Annotated in this window: 5 protein-coding genes and 1 tRNA gene; 4 read left to right on the forward strand and 2 right to left on the reverse strand. The window is 56.7% G+C overall.

From position 1 onward, the window contains the following. Positions 1–256 precede the first annotated feature (256 nt). From AC5DDB_RS02005 to AC5DDB_RS02015, 3 genes are all read left to right on the forward strand, one after another. Positions 257–15,652: a Calx-beta domain-containing protein gene (locus AC5DDB_RS02005; protein WP_491737991.1), complete on the forward strand. Its 15,396-nt coding sequence runs from the start codon at positions 257–259 to the stop codon at positions 15,650–15,652. A gap of 188 nt (positions 15,653–15,840) precedes the next feature. Further along, positions 15,841–15,914: transfer RNA gene (locus tag AC5DDB_RS02010), tRNA-Val, on the forward strand. Between the two features lie 263 nt (positions 15,915–16,177). Further along, the gene (locus tag AC5DDB_RS02015; RefSeq protein WP_491737992.1) at positions 16,178–16,429 is read left to right on the forward strand and encodes a hypothetical protein; all 252 of its coding nucleotides are present in this window, start codon (positions 16,178–16,180) and stop codon (positions 16,427–16,429) included. 303 nt (positions 16,430–16,732) lie between these two features. On the opposite strand, the gene AC5DDB_RS02020 is transcribed toward AC5DDB_RS02015, so the two are convergent. Then, on the reverse strand, positions 16,733–21,493 hold the full coding sequence (locus tag AC5DDB_RS02020) for a vWA domain-containing protein (protein ID WP_491737993.1): 4,761 nt from the start codon (positions 21,491–21,493) through the stop codon (positions 16,733–16,735). A gap of 150 nt (positions 21,494–21,643) precedes the next feature. Further along, complete coding sequence (locus AC5DDB_RS02025; RefSeq protein WP_491737994.1) at positions 21,644–22,996, reverse strand: transporter; 1,353 nt, start codon at positions 22,994–22,996, stop codon at positions 21,644–21,646. A 372-nt stretch (positions 22,997–23,368) separates the two neighbouring features. Here AC5DDB_RS02025 and tssK point away from each other — a divergent pair, with 372 nt between their 5' ends. Beyond that, on the forward strand, positions 23,369–24,844 hold the full coding sequence (tssK, locus tag AC5DDB_RS02030) for a type VI secretion system baseplate subunit TssK (protein ID WP_491737995.1): 1,476 nt from the start codon (positions 23,369–23,371) through the stop codon (positions 24,842–24,844). Positions 24,845–24,902 lie beyond the last annotated feature (58 nt).

The following is a 24,902-nucleotide window of genomic DNA, read 5'->3' on the forward strand; positions in this document are numbered from 1 at the left end:
ATGACAAGTCATTTCCTCTTCCGAGACCGATTTTCACGCCCTTGATCGGATCAGCAAACTTCCATATACCGTATTTGTTTTGGTGTCATCTTTTTCTCTCTCGTGACTCCATCCTACCTAGGCCCACACAAGGACACTCGCAATGGTACTCAAGCATTGGCTTGACACTGTTTACTCTCGCTTGACTGTTGGTGGAAAAAGTTCTTCTCGGGCGGGTCTACGTCGTAGGCGTCCTCAATCGCATGCCCATGCGAGCATGCGACCCGTCGAGCCTCTCGAAGAGCGGGTTTTGCTAGCGGCCCCGCAGTTGATCGGGGTGGAGCCGAGTGTTGGCGAGCCAGTCTTTCCAGGCCAAGATACGCAACTCAACGAAGCGTTTCGCACACTGACATTCGAGTTCAGCGAAGGCCAAGTGATTGACCCGGCGTCGTTGGATTCCATTCAGTTCGTTCGGAGCAACGATGGCGTTTTCGGCAACGGAGACGACATTACCGTGACCCCCGGCGCTGCGGTGATCGGCGACGAGACGAACCAAGTCGTCGTGCGGTTCGCCGAGAATTTGCCAGACGATTTCTACCAAATCATTTTGGTAGGTTCCGGTGGCAGTCCGCTGCAGAACACGGATGGCGAAGCGTTCAACAATGGCGTCGATCAAACGATTTCCTTTGAGTTGGACCTCAGCCCGCAAGCTGTCGCGGTGGTTCCTCAACCGGTTCTGCGTGAGACGTTGCTGCGGATCAACGATCCCAACCGTGTGACCGACGGCGATACCTTCACACTGACCGCCGGCGACCAAACGGTGACATTCGAATTCGACACCAACAATACCGGCGTCGCCACCGGCAATGTGCGGATCGGCATGAGCAATGCCGAACCCGCCGGACAGATCGCTACGCGAGTCGCCAATACAATTCGTCTCGGCGTCGTGCCAGGAACGACCACACCAATTTCGGAAGCTGTCGGCGGTGTGACCGCGACCGCGAACGGTTCTTCCGTTGCCGTTCGAACTTTTGACCCGAACACAGATACGCTCCTGGCGAACGGGTCGCCATTCACTCCGCAGCTCACCGTGAACGTGGCCGACACGAGTATGGGTGGTGCCATCGGTCTGGGCACAAGCATCAATCGTTTGCAGTTGCAAGACCGAGTAAACATCTACTTCAACGCAAACGACCCGCTCAATGCGACGCTCGCTGAGAACCCCACCTTCTATCAGTTGATTCAGGTCGATCCCACCGATGCCAGCACGCTTGGTGTATTCGCACCGCAATCTGCGACCTATTTCGCGGGGTCGAATTCGGTTTCGTTGCAGTTCCCGGATGACTTGCCGGCGGGCATCTACAAACTGCGAGTCGGCACATCGAACGAGTCTGGTGACACACTGGCAACCGCTGCCAATGCGGGGACGTTGTTCTCAGGCGGTGACGTGAGCACGTCTCTAGACGTCATCGGGTTCATCGGCGATGGCAATACCGGCAGTTCGTTGGTCATGAACGACTACGATCTCCACCGGATTGAAATCGCCAACGACGGCCGCGATTTGACCGTCACGTTGGACCCGTTCAACGTGAATTTGGGATCGACACTCACCGGAGCGATTCGACTCTTCGACTCGACCGGGACCGAAATCGATTCCGCAGTTTCGGTGGTCTCGGGCGATAGCGTGGTGTTGACAGAAACGCTCAATGCTGGCACGTACTACATCGGTGTCTCCAGCAACGGGAATACCGGATACGACCCCACCACGGGTTCCGGGCGAACGGCTGGCACTTCCACGGGGTCTTATCGGCTTCGCGCGACCGCCAACGATGTATTCTCGCCGAGTGACATCAACTCGAGTTTTGCAGATGCGACCGATCTCGGATCGATTGGTGGATCGAGCGTCATCATTACTTCGCAGATCGAAGCGCAAACGCAGTTTCCGTTGCCGTTGGGCGTGGGGTCGAACGACGAACCGGGTCACCGCGATATTGATGACATCGTAGTCGCAACAGGCGGTGTGATTGGCTCGGAAGGTCATAACGGTGCCCAAGGTGTCGGCTTAGTCACGCCAAATCAAATTCAGATCGTTCAATACAACTTCCAAGACGTTTACGGCTTCGACCCCGTTAGCGGGCAGCCGGTCTTCAATCAGATCACCGAGAACCAAAAAGAGCGGACACGCGAAGTCTTCGAGTTGTACTCGCAGTACACGGGAATTGTTTTCGTCGAGACCCCGAGTTCCGGTTTGACCGTCGCTACCGGTGACCCGCGGATTCTCGATCCGCTGATCGATCCGGGTGCTGTCGGCGGGATTGCCAGTGGGAGCTTGGCGATCATGAATGCCAGCATCGACTGGGGCACGTCGCCTTACGGTGGTGGTTGGTTCACGACCGCGGTCCACGAACTCGGACACAGTTTGGGCCTAGGCCACTCCTCTGATATTGAGTCCTTCCTCGATGGTGGCGGCGGAGGCGGTGGTATTCCTGGTTACGGTGCGGGGCTCGGGGAAACCTACCCTGGAGACTACGATGTTCTCCACCTCAACCGGCTTCAGCCGATGGACGCGACGGACATCGATCTCTACGAGTTCGCGATTAGCGAAGATGGTTCGCGATTCACTGCGGAAGTCATTGCACAGCGTCTCGACAATTCGAGCTTGCTGGATAGCGTGCTGACCGTCTTCGATGCTGGCGGAAATGTCATTGCCCAGAACAACGACTACAACGGGCACGATGCGTTTCTCGATCTCGTGCTCGATGCCGGTACGTACTACATCGGGATCACCAGTGACGGCAACTCGGATTACAACCCGAACGTCGCGAACAGCGGCTCGGGTGGTCGTACGGACGGCAGCTATGAACTTCGCCTGAACGTCACGACGGCTCCCGCGAATGCGTTGACCGACATCGATAATCCCGGCGTGATGTTTGGACCGAACGCGCTCGATGGTGATGCCGATGGCAAAGCCGGTGGCACGTTCGAGTTCTCATTCGAAGTGGCCACGGCAATGTCGACTCTCTTCGTCGACAAAGTTGATACCGTCGCGGACCGCATCAATCCCACCACGTTCGCTGCTGATGTCGGAACGATCGACAATCCGTTCAACACCATCGACGATGCAATCGCATTCGCGAACGCGAACGGTGGAGTCGATGTCATTCGAATCTTGGGGAACAGCAGCAACGCCGCTTACCAAATCGGCTTCGATGCGTCCTTCAACCCACTCGAAGACGGCGAGGAGTTCGAAATTCCTGGCGGTGTGACGGTAATGATCGATGAAGGCGCGATCTTCAAACTCAGTGCCGCAAACATCGACGCGGGAACGACCTCGCAGGGCATCAATGAGAACGGTGCTGCGTTGCAGGTTCTCGGTACGCCGCTGCGGAACGTGTTCTTCACGTCCTTCCGTGACGACACACTCGGCGGTGATACGGCAGGAGTGACGCCGCCTCCGCAAGGCGGAGAGTGGGGCGGATTGGTCTTCCGGAACGATTCCGACTTCCTCTTCCGTGATGAATTCGATGCCAACCTTCGGAACGAACTCTCCCAACCCGGTGCGTTGCGACGCTCTGTTCAAGATCAGATCGAGAATCCGGTCTTCTTGAACTTCGTGAACCAGGCCGAATTCCGTTACGGTGGCGGACGCGTGTCGGTGAACTCCGTCGAATCGCCATACGCACCAATTCACTTGATCGATGCTCGCCCGACGATCACGTACAACACGATCACACTCAGTTCCGGAGCGGCTGTCTCCGCCAGTCCCGACAGCTTCCGCGATCGTCTCAATCGCGTGGGACCAGACGTCCATGACAACACCGTCATCGCCAACTCGCTGAACGGGATGTTCATCCGCACGGAAACGCAGCTTGGTCAAGGCGTCGACAAACTGGAAGGTTTGGCACGCTTCGATGACACCGACATCGTGCACATCCTGCAAGAAAATGTGCTGATCAATGGGGAACCGGGTGGCCCGATTCTTGTCGGTGGGGTTCGACAGGCACGCGTGGCCGGTCGTTTGATCATCGATCCAGACATCATCGTGAAGGCGGACGGCGGACGAATTGAAGCCGAACGCGGCGGTGCACTTCTGATTGCCGAAGGAACCGAAGCTCAACCAGTCATCATCACCAGTCTCAGCGATAACCGCTACGGAATTGGTGGTACCTTCGAGACGCGAATCGAAAACCAAGGCATGGGCCCATTCCAGGCGGCCTTGCCAGGGGACTGGGGCGGGCTCACGTTCAACGCAGCGACCGCCGGTTACATCGACAATGCCTTCATCGCCTTTGGTGGGGGGATCGTCCAGGACGACGGTGGCTTCACCGGCTTCAACACGATCGAGATCCGTCAAGCCGACGTTCGAATTGCGAATAGCACTTTCGAAAACAATGCGAGTGGTCTCGGTGGCGTTGGGGGGAGTCGAAACGGCCGAGGCTCCAACGCGGCTGCACTGATTTACGTGGAAGGTGCGCAGCCGGTTATTGTTGGAAACGAGTTCGTCGCGAATGCTGGCAGCGTGATCAACATCAACGCAAACGCCATGCAAGCGGTGCAAAATTCCGACCAAGGTCGTGCGACAGGCTTTGCCAATCGCTATACGGAATACGCCGGGAACTTTGGTCCACTCGCCCGCAACAACCGCATGGAGCAAAACAGCCTCAACGGGATGACCGTGCGTGGGCAATCGCTCACTACGGAAACCGTGTGGGACGATATCGATATCGTGCACATTCTCCGTGACGGTATTGCGTCAACCAATCACCACACTTACGGTGGTTTGCGGATCCAAAGTAGCACCGAAGGAAGTTTGGTCGTCAAACTCGAAGGTAACAACGCCGGATTCCTCGCGACAGGATACACGCTTGAAATCGACGACCGACTTGGCGGCCGAGTACAGTTTATCGGTCAACCTGGTCGCCCGGTCATTCTGACCTCGTTGTTTGATGACACCGTTGGTGCGAGCTTCCAACTCGATGGGACTCTGCAAACCGACACCAACAACGATGGTGCCAGCACAACCCCCAGCCCAGGGGATTGGAACAGCATTCGACTGGAGCAACTCAGCAACGATCGCAACGTCGAAGTCGTCAACGAACGCGAACAATCCGTTGGCAACGAATTCACGAACAACACGCCGAGCAATGCCCAACTATTGGGAACGATTGCCCCGAACGAAAAGAGCGGCGACGAAAATCGACGCTTGGGCTTCGAAGTTCGTGGGACAATCAACTTCGATGATCCGACCGACGTCGACGTGTACAGTTTCCGAGGTGTTCCGGGAACCGAAGTTTGGCTCGATATCGATCGCACTGGCGGTTCGCTCGATGCAATCGTCGAGTTGATCCGCGTGAATGGCGATGTGCGGGCGATCTCGCTCGATAATGGGGATATCTTCAGTTCACTTAACACGGCCGGCTTCACATTCGACACACGGGCATACTCGCTCGAAAAGTTCACTGAACTCGGTGGCGATTACTACACGAACAACCCGTTCGATCCCGGCATGCGATTGATTTTGCCTGGCACGGGACCTAGCGAACAAACGTACTTCGTTCGCGTCCGCAGCGCCTCGACAACTCGCAACTTCGTCGGTGATGCCGACATCAACAGCGAGTTGACGACCGTCGGCGGTCAACCCCGCATGAGCACGACCGGTGGTATTACGAGCGGTGAATACCAACTGCAAATCCGTCTGCAACAACGCGATGAAATTCCGGGTTCCACGGTCCAATTCTCTGAGATCGCTTACGCGACCACCGGGATCGACATCGTCGGGCTTCCCGGCCATTCGCCATTGTTGGCCGAGTCCGCCGAGCGATCAGGCAATAACTCACGCGGGAGTGCTCAGTTCCTCGGGAACTTGCTCAGTAGTGATCGGGCTGCACTCGCAGTCAGTGGCAATATTTCCGGGCCAGCCGTCGTGGACTGGTACCAGTTCGACCTCGACTTCGATCTGATCCAAGTCATCAGCGGATCGAGCGACGGCGGCAAGAGCTTCGCTACAGTCTTTGACATCGATTACGCGAACGGTCTGACCCGTCCAGACACGACGATTTCGGTCTTCGACGCCTCCGGCAGCCTGATCTTCGTCGGGCGTGACTCCGACATCGAAGACGATCAAGCCGGTGGTGGGCAAGGTCTCGACAGTGACGACCTCTCACGGGGTTCCGCTGGGAATCTCGATCCGTTCATCGGTTCGACCAACCTCCCCGCAGCGGCCAGCCGAACCTATTACGTGGCGATCTCGAGTAACTCCCGATTGCCGAATGCGTTGAACGCTCAGTTTACAACGGGTGCCAGCAATCCGCTTGTGCGGCTGGAACCGATCAGTTCGGTCCAACGCATCGTCGAGGACCACATCGGCTACATCGGGCACACGACCGGCGACGCAACAACCATGGTGACCTCAAAGGTCGACCCGACAACCGGTCCGCTGTTGCCAATGGCAACGACAATTGATTTGCAAGCTCACGTCGTCCCACACACGTTCTCCGACGTGCTGTTGTTCGCGAACTCCGGGCGTTCGTTGTTTGCCATCAATCCATTCACTGGCCAAATTTTCGATAACCTCGGTCAACTTCCCAACAACGGACCGAACGATCTCTCCTTCCGCCAGGACGGGACGCTCTATGCACACGGCAACAGTGGCAACCGTGGTCGACTGATTGAAGTTGATCTCGTCAACCCAGGCAGTAGCGGTGTCCAGACTGAGGACCGTGCCGGAAACTCACCAAACCAAAACTGGGGTGGGATCGCCCACTGGCGACAGGGCAACGATAACTTCGTGCGAATCGGCGCCCAGAACGATACTCACGACGTCGACACCACCAATGGCAACAATCAAATATTCCCCGCTGGGCTGTTCGTGATTAACGATGCGGGTGACGCGAACGACCACGTGGGTGGTACGGCGGATGATCCTGAACCGGATCCGTTCGGTCGCTTGCCAGCCGACGATCCTGCGTTCATGGCAAACCCGCCGGGGCGTGTAAATGCGTTAGCCATGAACCCAACTGGCGGCAATCGAATTTACGCCTCGACGACGGACGGGCGTCTCTTCCGAGCCGACGTCTTCGGAAGTGGAACCACCACGAACCTTGGCCTCAGCGGTTGGACGGAAATTGACATTACCGCCCTCACGACCGCAGGGATGACGGGGGTCATTCAAGGTATTACGTTCGGTCCGCAGAACCTTGATGTTATCAACGACTTGGATTCTGACGGCGACGGTTTTCCGGATGAGCTTCCCAACGGTGTGGCAGAATTAGCTGACACGCTATTTGCTGTGACGTCTTCCGGTCAAATGATTGCCTTCAACCTGAACGGCTCGGAAACCGTCGCCACTCCGCGTCTCAACACCTTTGATGCGGATGCCGACGGCACCGCGGATGCGAGCATCGTCGTTCTCGGCCCCGGTATGGATGGGTTGGCATTTTCGCCGCTCGATTTCAACCTCTGGCACCCAACCATTCGGCGACTGGGAGATGCCGGTCACGGTGTGAGTGATGCTCCCGACGGATCACGAACCGGCGGATACGACGTCAACGTTTCAAGCCCGTTCACCGGTCTCACAGCTTCGGAGTCGGTTGGTGGAGCAAGCTTCTACTTTGGCTTGGAACAATTCAGCACGTCATTCGGCAACAACTATTTCCGATATTATTCAAACAATGGCCAATACGGAGTCCTTAACGACACGGTCCAACGAGACTTAACGTCTAATGGCAATATTGGCAACAACTACAACGCTCCCGGTGGTGCGTACGGAAGTTTGATCACCAATGGGTTCTCGTTAGAAGACTACGACGCGACCGACAAACCCACGTTGTACTTCAATTACTTCCTGGAAACCGAAAACTCCAACATCTTGGATGGTAACTTCCAAGATGGAGCCCGTGTGTGGGCTTCGACAAACGGCGGTCTCACGTGGGATCTGCTCGTCACGAATAACAGCCCGCGTAATGCCTCCGACTCCGAATTGCCGGAAACTCTCAGCGTTTCCCAGAATGCGTTCGGTGCCCTCGGTGATTCTCGGCAAGACGTCCAAGAACTCTTCGATAACTCGGGGAACTGGCGACAAGCTCGCGTCGACTTGGCTAACTTTGCGGGTCAACAGGATATCCTGCTGCGGTTCGACTTCTCGACGTACGGTCTGATGCCCGAACGCACGAATGGTGAGGGAACGCTTGGCCAATACGGAAGTAGCACCGATGTCGGAGGCAACGGAGATGGCAGTTCAGACGATAACAACTTCGAAGGCTTCTACATCGACGACATTATCGTCGGGTTTGCTGAACGCGGAGAGATGGTGACGAACTCCGGCAGTGCGGGCGATGGGTTCTTCCAAGTTCCGCAGAGCCCGAACCCGGGTGCCACACCGGAAGTTGCCTCCGGAGCCTACCAACTCGAAATTCGCCCAGGTGAGACCTATTCGGCGTTGGCTACGGCTTTGGATGACACGATCGTACAGACCGACATCTTCGACACCAATGATCGACTCGCCGGAAGCGCCTTTTCGCTCTTTGCTCCCGCGGGTGGCTTCGTCAGTGATGGCGACACCTTCACCATCAGCGATGGGGTTTGGACGATTACCTACGAGTTCGACTCGAACAACATGTTTACGCCCGGTCCGCAGCGAGTCCGTGTACCGTTCGCGAGCAGTCTGTCGGCCGACGCGATGGGCAACGTGATTGCCAACGCGATCAACAGCACAAATACGGCCTTGCCGGACTTGCTGCCCGACTTCGACATCACCGCAACTTCGCACTTTAATAGCGAATTGGTTCACCTCGCCGGTGCTAACAAAGAAGGTGCGGTTTCTGTCTCTGGAATCGCATTTTCCAAAGTGAACCGCAAAGGCGACCAGAACCGTTTCCGTGATCAAGGTCAGATCATCATCCGAGGCAACGAGATTTCTAACTCGTCGAGTTACGGAATCTCCGTGGATGCCGACCGCGATGCGAACAACAACCCGGCCTTGGGTGGTGCAATTGCCTTCCCAACGCTCAACAGCAATCGACTGGCTCCCGGTGCGGTGCTGATGAATAACGTCATCGTCGTTGGCGACAGCGGCACTGGCGGGATTTTCGTCAGCGGCGACCCGAACTCCGGCAATAGCCCAGCCTCGGCGGTTCCGTTGGTTCGTGTGATCAACAATACGATCTACGGTGCCGAATCACCAAATGGTATCGGGATTAACGTCACGCAAAATGCCGCCCCGACAATCCTGAATAACATCATCGCCAACACGACCACCGCGATTCAGGCCGACAACACATCGACACTGTCGAACACACGGTCGGTCATCAACTACAACATCTACAGCGGTAATACTCGAAATGGAATCATCGGGAATACCACGTTCTTCGCAAATGCAATGATCGGCAGCGAAGACATCGTCGTCGATCAGAACACGCAACCGCTGTTCGTCGATCCGGTCAACGGCAACTTCTATCTCGCATCGGGAACGAACCAAGACCCGAACTTCGCGGTCGATACGTCGTTGAGCACCTTGGGACAGCGGGCCATTCTCACCGCAGTGACGCAAGAAGTGGGCATTCCGATCTCGAACCTTGTCGCGCCCGAGTTCGATCGCTTCGGAACGTTGCGAGTCGACGACCCGAACCAACAACCGCTCGGCGGTGGTGCGAACGTCTTCATCGATCGCGGTGCCATCGAAAGGGCCGACTTCAACGGACCGCGAGCCGCCCTCAATTTCATCTTCGGACAAAGCCCGGCACCGGTCGACCAAGACCCAACACCCGAACGAGCCGAGTTCGAGAACAAACGCATTATCGGCATTCAGATCAACCTCGATGACTTTGGCGGTATCGGTCTCGATGACAACACCGTCACCTTTGCTCAGTTCTCGCTCACACGTGATGGCGTGCCGTTGGTGATCGGCGATCCGGGAACGGTCGGTGCAGACGTGATCTTCACGTACAACAGCCAAACCGACATCGCGGTGCTCAACCATGTGACCGGGTTGTTCCCGCCGGGTGAATATCAGTTGAACATCGACAACGACCCGTCCACCGGCATCCGCGACTTGGCCAGCAACACGCTGCAAGCCAACCAAGTCAACGGAGACACGAGCTTCGAAATCGATCTGCTCGGCGTCACCATGTCGATTGGCGATGTTACCGTCGCTGAAGGCGATTTCGGTACGACACAAGCCCAGTTCGTGGTTACCCTTTCGGAACCGACAAACGCGGTCATTCAAGTCGGCTACACGGTGTTCACCAGCACCGATAACAGCGACAACGCAACCGCCAATGTCGACTACACCGCCTTCACCGGCACATTGACGATCAACCAAGGGCAAAGCAGCGGTATCATCAATGTTCCGATCTTGGGTGACACTATCATCGAAGGTGACGAAACCTTCACGGTCCAACTGTCGGACAGCCCCATCAACGCCCGCATTTTGGGGATCGACGATGCCGAACGCGACCTGAACCGGACCGCCGTCGGCACCATCACCGACGACGATCCGAAGTTCTCCTTCCCGACCAACGTGCCCGATCCGCAGGTCTTGGAAGATGAAGGGCCGATCGTCTTCCAAGTGGCCTTGCTTGCCGATCCGAAAGACAGCTTGGCAGTCGACTTCACCACTGCCGAAACCATGTCCCTGAATCGGGCGACATCCGACACCGACTTTGTCGCCACTTCCGGCACGCTGATTCTGAAATACGAAGCAGGCAGCGACACTTACCGTGTCTTCATCGACCAAGGCGGAAACATCACCGAGCAAGCTTCGCTTGATGCTTCGTCACTGGCCAATTTGGTCGTGCCGATTCCAGTGCCGATCATCGACGATATCGATGTCGAAGCATCCGAAGACTTCAACCTGGTTCTCTCGGGAGCCCGTCGCGTGGTCGTCGACAATAACGGCCTGATCACCGGTCCGGGCACCGGCGTGATCGGAATTGCCGACGCTATTGCGACCGGCACGATTCTCGATAACGAACCTGTTATCGAACTCGGCTCCGCGACGATCACCGAAGCCGACACCGATATCATCATGGAGTTCCCGATCAATATCACGGGCGACTTCAATCAAGATGTTACCGTCAACTTCCGTACGATCGACGGCTCCGCGAATATGCCGGCCGATTACATCTTGCTCGATCCGCAACTCACCTTCACAGCACCGGGAATGTACAGCGTGCAGGTGCAGGTCATCGGTGATGATATCGCGGAGGGCATCGGCGAGAACTTCCTGCTTGTCATGGAACTCGATACGCCGGGCACAGCCAACCTGGTGGGCGAAGTCAACGGAGAAGTCATCGTCACCGGTACAATTCGGGACGACGACACGCCGAGCTTCTTCATCAACGATGTCACAATTCTGGAGAACGACGATCCGGCTACTCCGGCACAGGCGGTCTTCACGGTCACATTGTTGAACCGGCCAACCATGGGCGACTACTTCGTCGACTATTCCACCGTGTTGGGAACCGCAAGTCTCGCCGACATCACACCGCAAAGTGGTCGGTTGGAGTGGCTGGAAGGTGACCCCGGCGATACCCGCACAATCACCGTGCCAATCACGAACGACGATCTCGCCGAAGCTGATGAGACCTTCTTCATCGATCTGGCGTTGCCACCCAGCGGAGCCGTTCCTGCTCCGCCGATTCCGCCAGTGATTCTCGACGGTCGAGCACGTGGGCTCATTTTGGACGACGATACGCCGAAAGTGCTGATCGACAACGTCACGGCGACCGAAGGTGGCGATCTCATTTTCACGGTCTCCATCACGCAGCGACCGCAATCCGGCCAGGATGTCACGGTCGATTACACCACAGCGGATGTCTCCGCGATTGCTGGCTTCGATTACACAGCCGTCAGTGGCACATTGATGTTCTCGAACACTGGCCCGTTAATCCAGTCGATCACGGTGCCGACCAACTTGGACAACATTGACGAAGTCTTCGAGTACTTCTCGATTGAACTTTCCAATGTCGTCAATGCAGGCATCGCTGATAGCATCGGCTACGGCTCCATCATTGATACGACAGCCACCTTGGCCGACATCCTTGATATTGCCGATCAAACCATGTTGTCGACCGAGGACACCACGGAAGTCGTGCTGCCTTCAATCACCAGCGACGGGTTGCCGATCACCTACACGGCGGGTGTCGAGTTCAGCAAGCCGATCACCGCGACCTTCCGTGATGGGAATTTGATTCTCGACCCGGTCAGTGGATTCAATGGCGATGCTTTGATCACGCTTACCGGTCAAACCTTCGCAGAAGGCCCGCTTTCGGACACCTTCACACTGACCGTTCTTCCGCCAACTGTGGAAGTCAGCGTGGCCGTTTCGCCGACGAATGTTGAGGAAGACAGCGGCAATTCTCTGGCTTACACGTTCACCAGAACGGGTTCGCTCGATCAACCGCTCACCATCGACTTCACACTCGCCGGCGTGGCCGAGTTCGGAGTGGATTACACCACACTCGGGGCCGACAGTATTACCGCGGCTGGTGGTTCGATCACGTTCGCTGCCAACAGCAGCACCGTAACGCTGTCGATCGTTCCCACCGTCGACACCGACCTTGAAGCGGATGAATCCGTGATTGTTGCGGTCGTGCCCGGTGGTGGTTACCTCGTGGTGGGACCAAGCCAAGCAACCGGCATCATCGACAACGACGACACCGCCGTCAGTTTGGACATCGAATTGCCAACCGCCGTTCTCGAAGATGGCACCGGCAACTTGGTCTTCACGTTCACACGGCAAGGTGTGATCGATCAAAACCGAACTGTGAACTTCACAGTGGCTGGTACCGCGATCTTCAATGACGATTACACCGTCATCGGGGCCGATACCTTTAACGGCACAAGCGGAACCGTGACGTTCCTCGCCGGAAGTACAACGGCCATGGTCACGATCGATCCCACCGTCGATGGTGTTTTGGAACTCGACGAGACCGTCACGCTGACGTTAGCAGCTGGCAGCCGTTACGTGTTGGCCACTCCAGTGAGTGCGACCGGCACGATCCTCAACGACGAAGTCGGTGTGGGTGTCACAGTCGATCCGCTGGCCGTCGAAGAAGATGCTGCCGACACGTTGGTCTACACCTTCTTCCGTGTCGGTCCGATCGATCAACCGCTGACCGCCAGCTTCGGGGTAAGCGGCGCCGCTGAGTTCGGCACTGATTACGCCGTCGCCGGTGCTGCTTCCTTCAATGCCACCAGCGGAACCGTCTTCTTCCCGGCGAACGTCTCGCAAGTGACAGTGACGGTCGATGCCACCAACGACGTCGATTTGGAACTCGACGAAGACGTGGTCTTTACGATCCTGCCGGGTGCGGGTTACCAAATCAAGGACGACATGGGCGAAGACGTTGCAACCGGAACCATCATCAACGATGAAACCGGCATCAGCCTGGCAGTTGCACCGAACAGCATCGCCGAAGACGCCAACGGAAATATCGTCTTCACGTTCACGCGAACCGGGCTGCTGGACACCACAACGACCGTCAGTTTCCAAGTCGATGGGTCCGCTTCCTTCCGGAGCAACGACCTATCCGACTACACCGTGCAAGGGGCTTCCGGGTTCAACCCGAGTTCCGGCATCGTGACGTTCTCTCCAGGTGAGGACACTATCAATGTCATCGTCACGCCGGTGGCCGATAGCGATATCGAACTCGACGAGACCATCACGCTGACATTGGTCCCTGGCGGCGGATACATCGTCGATACCCCGGACACCGCGACCGCCACAATCCTGAACGACGATGTCGAAGTCGGTGTGACCGTTACGCCTCAAACTGTCTTCGAAGACAGCAACGGCACATTGGTCTTCACCTTCACTCGTACCGGGTTGCTCGATGCTCCGTTGACCGCCAACTTCACGGTGAACGGAACCGCGTTGGTCGACGAAGACTTCGTCGTCACCGGTGCCGACAGCTTCAGCGACATGGCGGGAACAATTACCTTCCCGGCAAACAGTAATACCGTTGTCGTCACGCTTGACCCGATCGCCGAAACCGATCTCGAAGCCGACGAGTCGATCACGCTGACCGTTGTTCCGACTGCGGAATACGTCGCCGCGACGCAAAGTTCTGCCACGGGAACCATCGTCAATGACGACACCACTGTGACCGTGGACGTCTTCCCGGCTGCCGTCAATGAAGATGGTGCAGGCATCCTGATCTACACGTTCCGACGTCAAGGTTTCGGTCTGGATCAACCGTTGACCGTCAACGTCAGTCTGACGGGAAGTGCGATCTTCGAAGTCGACTACACACTTCGCGGACTCAACTCGCTCAACGGCCCCAACGGAACCATCGTGTTCGCGGCGAACAGCGATACCGTGGTCGTCAACGCCGACCCCAACGTGGACCTCACCGTTGAACCGGCGGAAACGGTGGTCTTCACGGTCGAAGCGGGAGCCGGCTACACTACGCCGGGCAACAACGTCGCGACCGGCACCATTCTAAACGACGACCGACTCGTGCAGCCGCTCGAATTCACCGTCATCACCGATGCACCGGAAGCTCCTTCGAGCGTACGAGCCGGGGCCCGTGTGATTACCGGGGACTTCGACAACAGCGTGCCCGGGTTGGATGATGCCGACGATATCTTCTTCTGGAATCCGATTACCGGTGCCAACGGAATTATCTTCGGGGACGGTCGTGAGCAGAACTCGGTCATTCCGACCACGCTGCTCAACGGAAACGATTTCACCGAGTTCGTCGTAGGCAACTTCGATGCAGGCGGCGGAGACGATATCTTCTTCTGGAACCCCGTCACCGGTCGCAACCGTTTGGTTCACTTCAACGGTGGTGCCGCCGGAACCAACGTCACTGCCACCGTTGAAACGGCCGTTATTGCCGGCCCGGCCATCAACGGCAACGACTTCACCCAAGTCACTGCCGGCGATTTCAACGACGACAACCTCGACGAACTGTTCTTCTGGAACCCAATCACCGGTCGAAACCGCACTGTCGACTTCATCGCCGAAGTCCCAGGCACGGTCACGACGGTGGACGTCATCCAAACGAATCGGGTTCCCGTCAGCGAAATCAACGGGAACGACTTCCAACTCATGCGGGGAGGAGACTTCGACTTTGGTGATCCGCAAGACTTGTTCTTCGTCAACCTGACGACCGGCAAGAACCGGATTATCACTTTCGACCCGGCTCATGTGGGCAGCGGGGTCACGTTCCTCGATAGCAAGACGAACCGTATCGCAGCGGCCGCCCTCAACGGCAACGCTTACACCCAGATTGCAGTCGGCGACTTCGACGACAACCGTCTCGACGATATCTTCCTCTGGAACCCGGTCACCGGAGAAAACCGCACCGCGTTGGCAACCTTGTTCGATGGCGATCCTTTCGTCATCAGCACGAACGATGTCGAGCCAACCGCCATCAACGGCGACGATTTTGACCAAGTCGTGCCTTACTTCAGCGATGTGACCGGCCCGAACACCACCGGCTTGTTCTTCTACGGGGCCGCCACGCAGCGATCCCGAATGGCCATGCCAACCGTGCCGCCGTTGAATCCCGACACGCTTGCCGTGCCGGACACTGTCACACCACCGCCGGCCCAAACCGATAGCCCGGCGTCCTCCTTGGACACCACCCCAATGGCTCTCGACTTGGCAACCGACGACAACAGCAGCCTCGATGAAGTCTTCGCCGACTTCGATGCCCTGTTGAACTAATTTCGTAACGATCCCGAGAAACCTCGCCAGCCCGTCGATTTTCGACAGGCTGGCTTTTTTTGTTGGTTCCCTGTTCTCGCGTGCCGAGAAACTCGTCACCTATCGAAAAACCGAACCGGCCCTCTCAGTTCGCTCGGAAAGCTTGCGTATTTCGTCGCGATGGCTAGAATACCCATCAACAACTTTTTGGTCCCGTAACTCAGTTGGCTAGAGTGCCACTCTTACAAAGTGGAAGTCACAGGTTCGAGTCCTGTCGGGACCACTTCGCCGGTTTGCACGATCTGGCAATCTATCGCGGGCTAGTTAGCTGGGACATAGCCGAGCTTTCTCTGAAGTCCCAACGCTATCGAATGCAGGGTTACGCTTTGCTAACCCACTCTACTTGCATTCTCTGAAGTCCCAACGTATTAAAAAGCTGGGTTACGCTTCGCGCACTGTGCCTACAGTCTGTCTTGAGTACGAATCGCGGAAAGCCGCTCAAGATTGGTTGATAAGCTTGTCACAAAATGACTCTTGGATGGGTAGATGAAACCAGCACTCCAAAAGCTCAAATGGATTACCGGACATCCTGCCATGACGCTCACCACGGGAATGATCCTATTTGCCTCCGGAATTGTTTCGATCTATTCAGACATTTCGAGCACGGAGCATTCACTCCAACTCGGCGTTCACCATGGAGTGTTGTTTTTTGGTTTTGTCCAAATGCTAAGTAGCCTTCCGGATTTACTCGACGGTGTGAGTAAAACAATCGAGGTCATGGAGAACGGTCAGCAATAACAATCTCGATTGTCTGATCGGCGGCGAATCTGAAGTCGACTCGCATCGCAACGGGTTCATTGTTGACAGGCTGTTTCACAACCGAGTGTCCGAATGCCGGTCCGCAGGCTCTCGTGTGACCTGAATATCCTGAGAAATTCCGTGTGGGGGTTTGATCGGATATTCAGCGATCCCATGCTGGGTTACGCTAACGCAACCCAACCTAATTGCCTAACAATAGCGTTGCAGCAGTCTCGACTCGTGCCGATATTGCATGCCTCTCCTACCATGCAGGCGTTTGCGAGGCGTTCTGACGAATTTACTCTACTGAGTATCGGTTGCTGGGTGGGGGAGTTTCGTGAGTGGGATGAGCGGTGGCTGCGATTGGACGGGAAGTTCCAAGGTGTTGGCCATTCGTAGAGCGTGTTGTTTGAATTGGAAGACATCCAGACGCTCAATCACTAGACCTGAGAAATCGCCATTCTGCGTCCTCCAACTGTGCACCGCGACTTGATTCTGATCGTCACGTCGATGGGCCGCTTCCTCGATGACGGAGGGAGATGCCAAGTGCAACACGAACCGTTCCGCCGATCCCCGGTGTCGACCGAAGCGTTCGATGAGCGTGAGCGTCTTGTTGTCGACACGAAGTTGCCATTGCAGATTCTCGGAAACCTCGGGAGAAATTGATTCCCCACGCAGCATGGATTCCAGCAACTCGGACACGTTGGAGAGTTTTGTTGCGATTTCGTCGCGGGGGAACCAACACGCCACACGCACGGCTTTCGCGGCGGAGGGCCAATTGGAGATTGTCCATGTATACGTCGGATTTCCCGTACCGGGCTCCCGAAAACTTTCCCACAGCACGATGGGATTGCCAATCGCGTCACCGTTTTGCGTGAGCGGAGTGGCCATCACGAGAAATCGTCGATCCCAATCGAGATAAGTGCGATCCTCACGCGAAATGCGAGCCGACAACGTGAGTTGCTCGTTCTCAAACTTTGGAGCGAACCAGCCGCATTGCAAACCGGTTGCACGTGCGGATTCGTCGATGATCGCACTCACCCGGACCGGCACGGCGGCACTTCGGGCGAGCTGCAGCGGGGACAGGTCATCTTCCTGTCGGAACGACAAACTCTCTTGGCCGCGGATCGTCAAACCGACGGACTGATCTCGCCAAGCGAGTGTCCATTTCTCCGGCTGTTGCCGAGGTGCGGGAATCGAGATCGGTTGTCCGACCATTTGTTCGAGTCGTTCGCCATCGGAGTTGGTGAGTGAAAACTTGGAGAGCGCGAACAAGCCCCGAAGTTTCATTCGCAAGCGGTCCGCATCGTCGACATCGACATCACACGAACCTCCAGTAGCTTGGGCGATTTGTTCGAATTCTGCACGGGCGCGAGTTCGCTGGTCGATCGGCAGTCCGACACCGACTAAGTGAATCGCGACGTCGGATTCGTTGGCCGTGGAAATGACTTCGTCGACGGTCCGTCGTTTTTCGGCAGTCGGATTGAACTGGTAGTTCCGACCATCGGTGATGACGACAATCGTGCGGCGTCGCATTCCATCGAGCCGACTCAACTGCCGGACGGATTCCGTCAACGAGAGATGCAGTGGAGTTTCGCCCCAAGGCAGCAGCAATCGCAAACGTTGAGCGACCATGTCCCGCTCCAACGTCCGAAACCGACCGGGCGGCAAAATGGTTTCCACGTCTTCAAATGGTCGAAGATCGGTCGAGCAGGGGAACTGGGTGACGTACCGACGTTGCCATTGAGGACCAGCTGCTGAATTCGCCCCGGCTGCCACTCGATGACCGTACAACATGACCCCCAAATGCAAATTGTGTCGGTCTTGCAGGGAGTCGAGTAATTGCAACAAAGCCTCTCGCGCGGCATCGAGTTTCCGGACTTCGCCGGTGAGCCCTTCGCGTCCGATGGTCTCGGTCATGGAAGCCGAGCAGTCCAACACGAACATAATCGCCTGAGGTTCTAAGTCTCCCCCTTCGACGACAACCGACGCCGGTCCAATTGGCGACTGATGTGTTTTCACCGTCAGACCGCCCACCGGTTTGAGTGCCAGTGGGTCGGCAAAGTGATGCCCGCGAAAGTCGGCCACGCCGTGCCAATGAGTCACATCGACGCCCGCAGGATTGATCCATTCGACCGTCATCGGGCTCTGTGTTCCGTGATGACTAGACACAGCGGCAGCGGTGAGGAACCGGCGCTCGCCTGGAAGACCGACGCCAATTGCAATACGTCCGGACGGTAGTCGCTGACGAATCGAAGCGGAAATCGGGAGTGTCAAATCGGTCCTGAGTGGATCGCCAGACACCGCGGTCGGAATAGGTATTCCGCGAATCGGCAGCCCCGACTCAAGCACTGCACACCGCTGCTGTTTCAGACGGTTGACACCGGCATATTTGACGCCGTCGTTCAACGATGGATGGAGCATGACCTCACCCACCGCAATCAATGCGTTAGAGGTCAAGACAAACCATGGTGCCTGTCCGATTTGATGAGCCGCGAGGAAATCATCCAGGGATGTCTCTGCTTGCTGGAAACAACGTGCGGCCCATGCGTGATCGTGGAGAGCTTTGGCAATCTGGTCCGTCTCCTCCTTTGGCAGCCATTCAGCGAGTTGCCGGAACCGTGACGCCACTTTCAAAAACTCGCTCACATTGTGCTCGGCGGTGGCAGCGTGATTATTGGGAAGAATGCCGGTGACGCTGTGAAGACGTGCCCGAAACCGGGCCAATCGTTCGCGAAGCTCGGTGGGTGACGGAGCATCTGCGAACTCATGGTTCGAAAACGTCTCTGCGGTGATGCGATCGAACAAACGGACTAACGCCAAATCTGTCTGCGGGATCGGTGCGAGAACTGATGGTGGCAGCGATGGATCAACGGTTTTTGTGGAAGCGACGTCTTCGTCGGCCACGATCAACCGGTCACGCAGCGTTTTGCGTTGCTGAAGCGGCGAACGATTCAGAGAGTCTACACCGCTCGAAAGCAGGCCCGTCGACAACAACACCTCGATCGCCGCACGATCGGCAGACGCCAGAACTTCGGCGGTGAGAAACCGGTCGTACACGCGATCGACGACCGCTTGCAACTCCGTCTCGTACGCTGTCAGCTGTGAAAGCCAATAATTCACTTGTTCGACTGAAATCGACTGCGAGTCCTGCAACTCCTGATCGAATTCCTGAAGTGCTTCCAGCACGTCGGCAAGGGCCGTGGCCAATCGCGACGCTTCCGGTTCCGCAAGCGAATCTTGCACACGCAACAGGGTCGGTAGTTTTGCGTAAAGTCGATCGCGGCCACTGAGGAGTTTACGCTGAACTCGAACCTGTTCGTCCAGCTTCGCAAGTATGGCTTCGATGTCGGTTTGCTGAGACAACGCGTGTCGCAGCGTTTCGGGAGTGCCAATGAGCAAGTCGTCAAGCAACTCGCGTCGCAATGATTCGGCTTCCGACAAAGCCGGTACTAACTTGTGGTGATTTCTCGCATCCACTGGACCTTGCTCGATCGAAAGTCGACACGAAAGCCGAGCAAACAATCGCACCAACTCACTTTGCCCACGACTCGCATTGGGAGCTTCCCTCACAACAAGTCCGATGAATCGTGCCAGATCACAGGGAGTGAAATCGGGGGATTGCTGAAATTCGCGGAACGCAGTATATAGGTCTTCAAAAGTCGAAAGGTTCTGCAAACTACGTCGGAACTGCGTCACCGCTTGAAGTTGAGCATCGCTCCACAATCCCAAGCGGTCGGCGATCGACGCGTTGAACATTTTGAAGTCGCCGATCTCGAAGTCGCTCGCGACCCTCGGTCTCTCTTCGAGTTGTTGAAGACGTAGCGAGAGAACTTCGTGTAATCGCATGGCCGGTGTTCGTGTGTTCTGACCACCCCGGCTCAGAGACTCGAGTTGAAGAAGTTGCTTTGTCAGATGAACCCATTCGCCGGGTTGATGCACCCAGATTTCACGGTCACGCTGTCGCAGCCATCGGTCCCAGAGCGCGTCGACATCTCGCAACGACACGGAACCGTTTGGACTTGCAATGTTTTTGGCGGAATGCTGCCATTGTTTTCGGGACGCCAACGCCAGAGATTGAATCACACTAAGATGGGATTGTCCGGCGTGTACGAGTTGGGGAATCTGTCGACGATGGTAAAGCCGATACGCACTGCGATCGACTTCGTCTTTCACCCACGATGCCAACTCTTCACAGGTGACGACGTCGTTCGCATCCAAGTCGGCTTGCCCCGCCAAGCCACTGGCTACCGCCCATGCGAACGCACGGGCAGATTGTTGATTCGAGACAGTGGCAGTCTGGTCACCCGACGCCCCCAGCAACAGGGTAAACTGACGATAACGATCTTGCTGGTGATGTTCGCCGAGCCAATCCGCTGCCCGTGTGCAGAACCAATTCCGTGGCATCCCGGCCATCAGATTCACGCGGGAATCCGGACCGTCGATCAGCAACAGCGTGGAAATTGCCTCGGCTTCGTCGGGCAATTCCTGACGCAAACTCGCCGTGATTTGGTCAAGAATCTCTGGAAGCGAAACCCACGTGGCGGCATTGAGCGGGTCACTGTCTGGCAGGAGAAACGCAGGTTCGTCGGCGTCGTTCACACCTTTTGGCACATTCAAGAAAAGCACCAGACGTTCGGAAGCTGCGATCTGATCTTTTTTCTGACGAATGACTTCGGCCAGCCCGACCAATCCACCATCGACAGCCCGATTTCGCACGGCCAATTTCACGACGCTAGCGGTTTGGCCATCGAGTGCAGCGAACCGCTGGAAGTCTTCAGCTCCCCAACGATTCTCGACCGCATCGGTCGCAAATCCGTCCACCCATACCAGCGGCGTTTTCGCGGGCGTATCCAACGCGACGACAACAAATGCCGCCAGAAAGCCCAGCCCGACGAGCAACACGACGACCGCAAAAAATTTCGGGACCGAACGAACTCGACGGGGCGGTGGCGTCTCGGTTTGCCAGTCGTGAGTGGGCACATCTTCCGGCGGCTTCGTCGTTCCTCTCCAGGACGAAGTCGTTTGCGAAGCGGACTGGACCGTCGAAACCGGAGTTGCCATAAGTTCGATGCTCGCCGAATGAAACGACCGCGCGCAGGTCGAGAGATCTCTTCTCTGCTCATCGGAGTTCAGACGGAATGACTTGAAGCGTGCCCGCAGCGTCGTCATAGACGGTAAAGACTGCCTGACCGGTCACGTTGCCGGGCCGCTCTAGAAACTCCAGCGGAAGTCGAACGTCATGCGGGCTTCGTCGAAGCCATCGTTCCCGACCAGGCATCCGCCGGCAATACCGATCTCGAAAAGCCCCAAGTCGCTCGGCGGTCCCCAGGCGTAGCGTGTGCCGAAGAGCAGGTTCGTGAAGGTTTCGCCGTCGACATCCACGAGATTTCCGCTCGGGGTTGTCTTTTGCCCGCTGGTGACGGTGTGCGTGATCACTTCGACGGTCGGCATCATCGCGAAGCAGTCGGTCTGATAGGCAACCGTGCTCAACCCGAGACCGTATCGCAAAACCTCCCCGGAGTGTTTCGGGTTGGCTCCTATTGGAATCCAGTACTTCAATTCGCCATGGAGATATGTTGTTTCCGACAACGTCCGACGGACGAGAATGCCCGGTTCAAATGCCGTGTTGCCATTGCCCAACCCACGGTGAATCGAACCGGTATTGAGGACCGTCGTCAGGATCTGAGCGACTTGCCACTTGCGATTCTTGGCATTGGTCAGCAGGAATTTTTGACCGACGCGAATGTCCCCTAATCCAGTCGTATTCGGATTGATGACCGGGTCGATCGACAACAGCGGGACTTCCGTGAACACACCGAAAGCTTCCCCGCCAATCTCTTGACGCACGCTGTACCGCTGGAAATCGAGACTTTGCTCAGGCTGTTTCGGTCCTAATGCCGGATTAGCCCAGAAGTATTCCGCCCGATCGGGAGTCGACATGCCGTAGCGGTTGTCGATCCGCAATCGTAATTGGGTGTATGGTTTCGCCGAGTCGATGTCGAACAATGCGAACGGAACCTGCTGACTTCCCAAACCAAAATCGCCGGTCTGGTGGTTCCATCCCCACGTTTCTAGATTGGCAACGGCGCACAATCCCGGCCCGCCCGGTTCTGCGAGAGGATCGATGTACACACCGTCTTGCCAACACTCCGGACAGTCGTCGGCCACGGCCAGTTCCGGTTCGGGCACTAACGGGCTCGACTCCTCGACGGCCGGCACGGGAGCCAATTCGAAATTGGGATTCACCTCGACGGGTGCGGCTTCGACCTCGGGAATGTAGTCCTCGATATTGATCGGATCGGGCAGCGGTGGAACCTCGATAAAATGGCTCGCCGTCCGGACCGTTGCAGTTGCCTTTGGTGTTGGCGTTGGCGTTGGCGTCGGAACTGTTGGAACCGTCCCAGCATTGGCGTTGGCGCGGGCATCGTCGAGCAGGGCGATGATTCGCTCGCGAGACGCACTGTGATCTTCCGCTATCGCGGTTGTCACAAGGGACAATAGCACGATCGCCACTGCCGAAATCGACAACGCCCAGACACGTCGGTAGTGGAACCGCTCCAACATAACGTTCGACTTGTTGAGGGAATCCGAAGCTCAGCGACGTGGAAACTGCCGAGCGAACCCATTCTTTTCTCACTATCGGCCGTTCCGATCAGGGTGGTGAGGCAAAGTTTGACGTTTTCACATCCGCTTGGTGGGTAACCAACACAAAGTGAAGACAAGTCACGAGATTCCCTCAAGTTTGAAGTCGCATCGGTCGCACTCGGAATCGGCATAATCGTTAGAAGCCGCATACATACCATGGCTCATGTGGATACCCCCCTTTCTCTAGAACTCCTACGGGGATTCCCCCGGCGTTGCGGAAAAAACAGGGAAGACTGCAGTGTGGCGAAAACGCAACACTCTGTTCTATGTTTGTTCGAGCCTGGGCCATCCATGCGACATCTTCCCGTTCATTGGCACGAAGGATTGTTCCTTCGGCCTCAGCACTTTCAGGCAGCCGATCGGTTCTGGACCGAACGACTGCAGACGGCAGAACAGTGGGACCATCCTTACTGCTACGGCTTGCAGTCGTTGGAGTACAGCCGCGATGCACTCGCGAATTCGCAACTTCAGATCGACCGTATTCAGGCCCGTATGCCCGATGGTACGTTGATCGCACTCGACCAAGGTCAAACTCCCGATCGCCGCAGTTTGCGGAACGCATGGTCGAGTGAAGACGGTGCCACGGTCGACCTCAGTGAGGCGTTTAACTCGTCGCAGGTCGTTCGCGTTTATCTTGGTGTGCCTCGGTTTCGGATGGGCACGACGAACGTATCTCAACTCGGCCAAAGCGAATCTCGCACGCGGTTTGTGGAACGGCAGATCGCGTTGCAAGACGAAAGCCAAGGTGGAAACGATCAGACGATCGGTTTACGAGATCTCAACGTCCGCTTGTTGCTCTCGACCGACGACTTAGATGGCTACGATGTATTGCCGATTGCACAGGTGACACGGTCTTCGGCTGAGGGGAGTGTGCCGGAAGTCGACGTTCGTTATATCCCGCCGCTGCTCTCCGTCTCTGCGTGGTCGCCGTTAGAGCGGGATCTCATCCGCGGACTTCACGACCGAATCGCCTACAAGTTAGGTGTGCTCGGCGAGCAACTTTCGAGTCGCGGTTTACACATTCACGCTCAGGAACCAGGCGATCTTGACCGGATTCTGATGCTCGGCCACTTGAACGAGGCGCACGCTCAACTCACGGCGTTACTGACATCGCGTCCGCGTCCCGTCGATGTCTATCGTTTACTTTGTGAGATCGTCGGTCGGCTCGCGTTGTTCAGTCCGCAGCGGACCGTGGCTGATGTCCCCGCGTACGATCACGACGATTTGGGCACCGTGTTCCGGCGACTTCGGGAATTGATTGAAGCCGGTCTCGAGAACGTCCGCGACTATGCCTACCACAAGCGGGACTTCCGCGGCTCGGGAGCCGGTCTCCATGCCGTGCTCGATCCGCAGTGGTTCCAAGAGGATTGGCAGTGGTTCATCGGTGTGCATCGTGGTTCGTTGTCCGCGAGCGAAGTTCGCGAACTTCTGAGTCCTGGCATGCTCGATTGGAAATTCGGTAGCGTGCGGCAGGTGGAATCGTTGTACTCACAGCGTGCGTCCGGGTTGGACCTCGTGCCGCTCAACCGCAACGTGAGAGATTTGCCGACACGTTCATCGTGGAGTTTCTACGAAGTCACGAAGGACAACGGACGCGTGTGGCGGGATGTTGTCGATTCGCAGTCGATCGCCGTTCGCATCCGAGAATCGTTGATTTCCAACGCGGATGAACTTCGACACGGCGGGACGGAACTGCGAGTGCAGAACGGCCCCCGTGTGGTCTCGCTGCGTTTTGCGTTGTTCGCCGTCTCCGAACCCGACGCCTAGACCGTATGCGATCTTTGACGTCCGAAACCAACGCGAATAAGCCTTTGCACTCCGGCTC

The sequence above is a fragment of the Thalassoroseus sp. genome (assembly GCF_984380535.1).

Excerpts from the sequence above, each read along its gene's own strand:
- tssK (WP_491737995.1), top strand. The coding sequence starts at position 23,369 with ATGCGACATCTTCCCGTTCATTGGCACGAAGGATTGTTCCTTCGGCCT.
- AC5DDB_RS02005 (WP_491737991.1), top strand. The coding sequence starts at position 257 with ATGCGACCCGTCGAGCCTCTCGAAGAGCGGGTTTTGCTAGCGGCCCCG.
- AC5DDB_RS02015 (WP_491737992.1), top strand. The coding sequence starts at position 16,178 with ATGAAACCAGCACTCCAAAAGCTCAAATGGATTACCGGACATCCTGCC.
- AC5DDB_RS02020 (WP_491737993.1), bottom strand. The coding sequence starts at position 21,493 with ATGGCAACTCCGGTTTCGACGGTCCAGTCCGCTTCGCAAACGACTTCG.
- AC5DDB_RS02025 (WP_491737994.1), bottom strand. The coding sequence starts at position 22,996 with ATGTTGGAGCGGTTCCACTACCGACGTGTCTGGGCGTTGTCGATTTCG.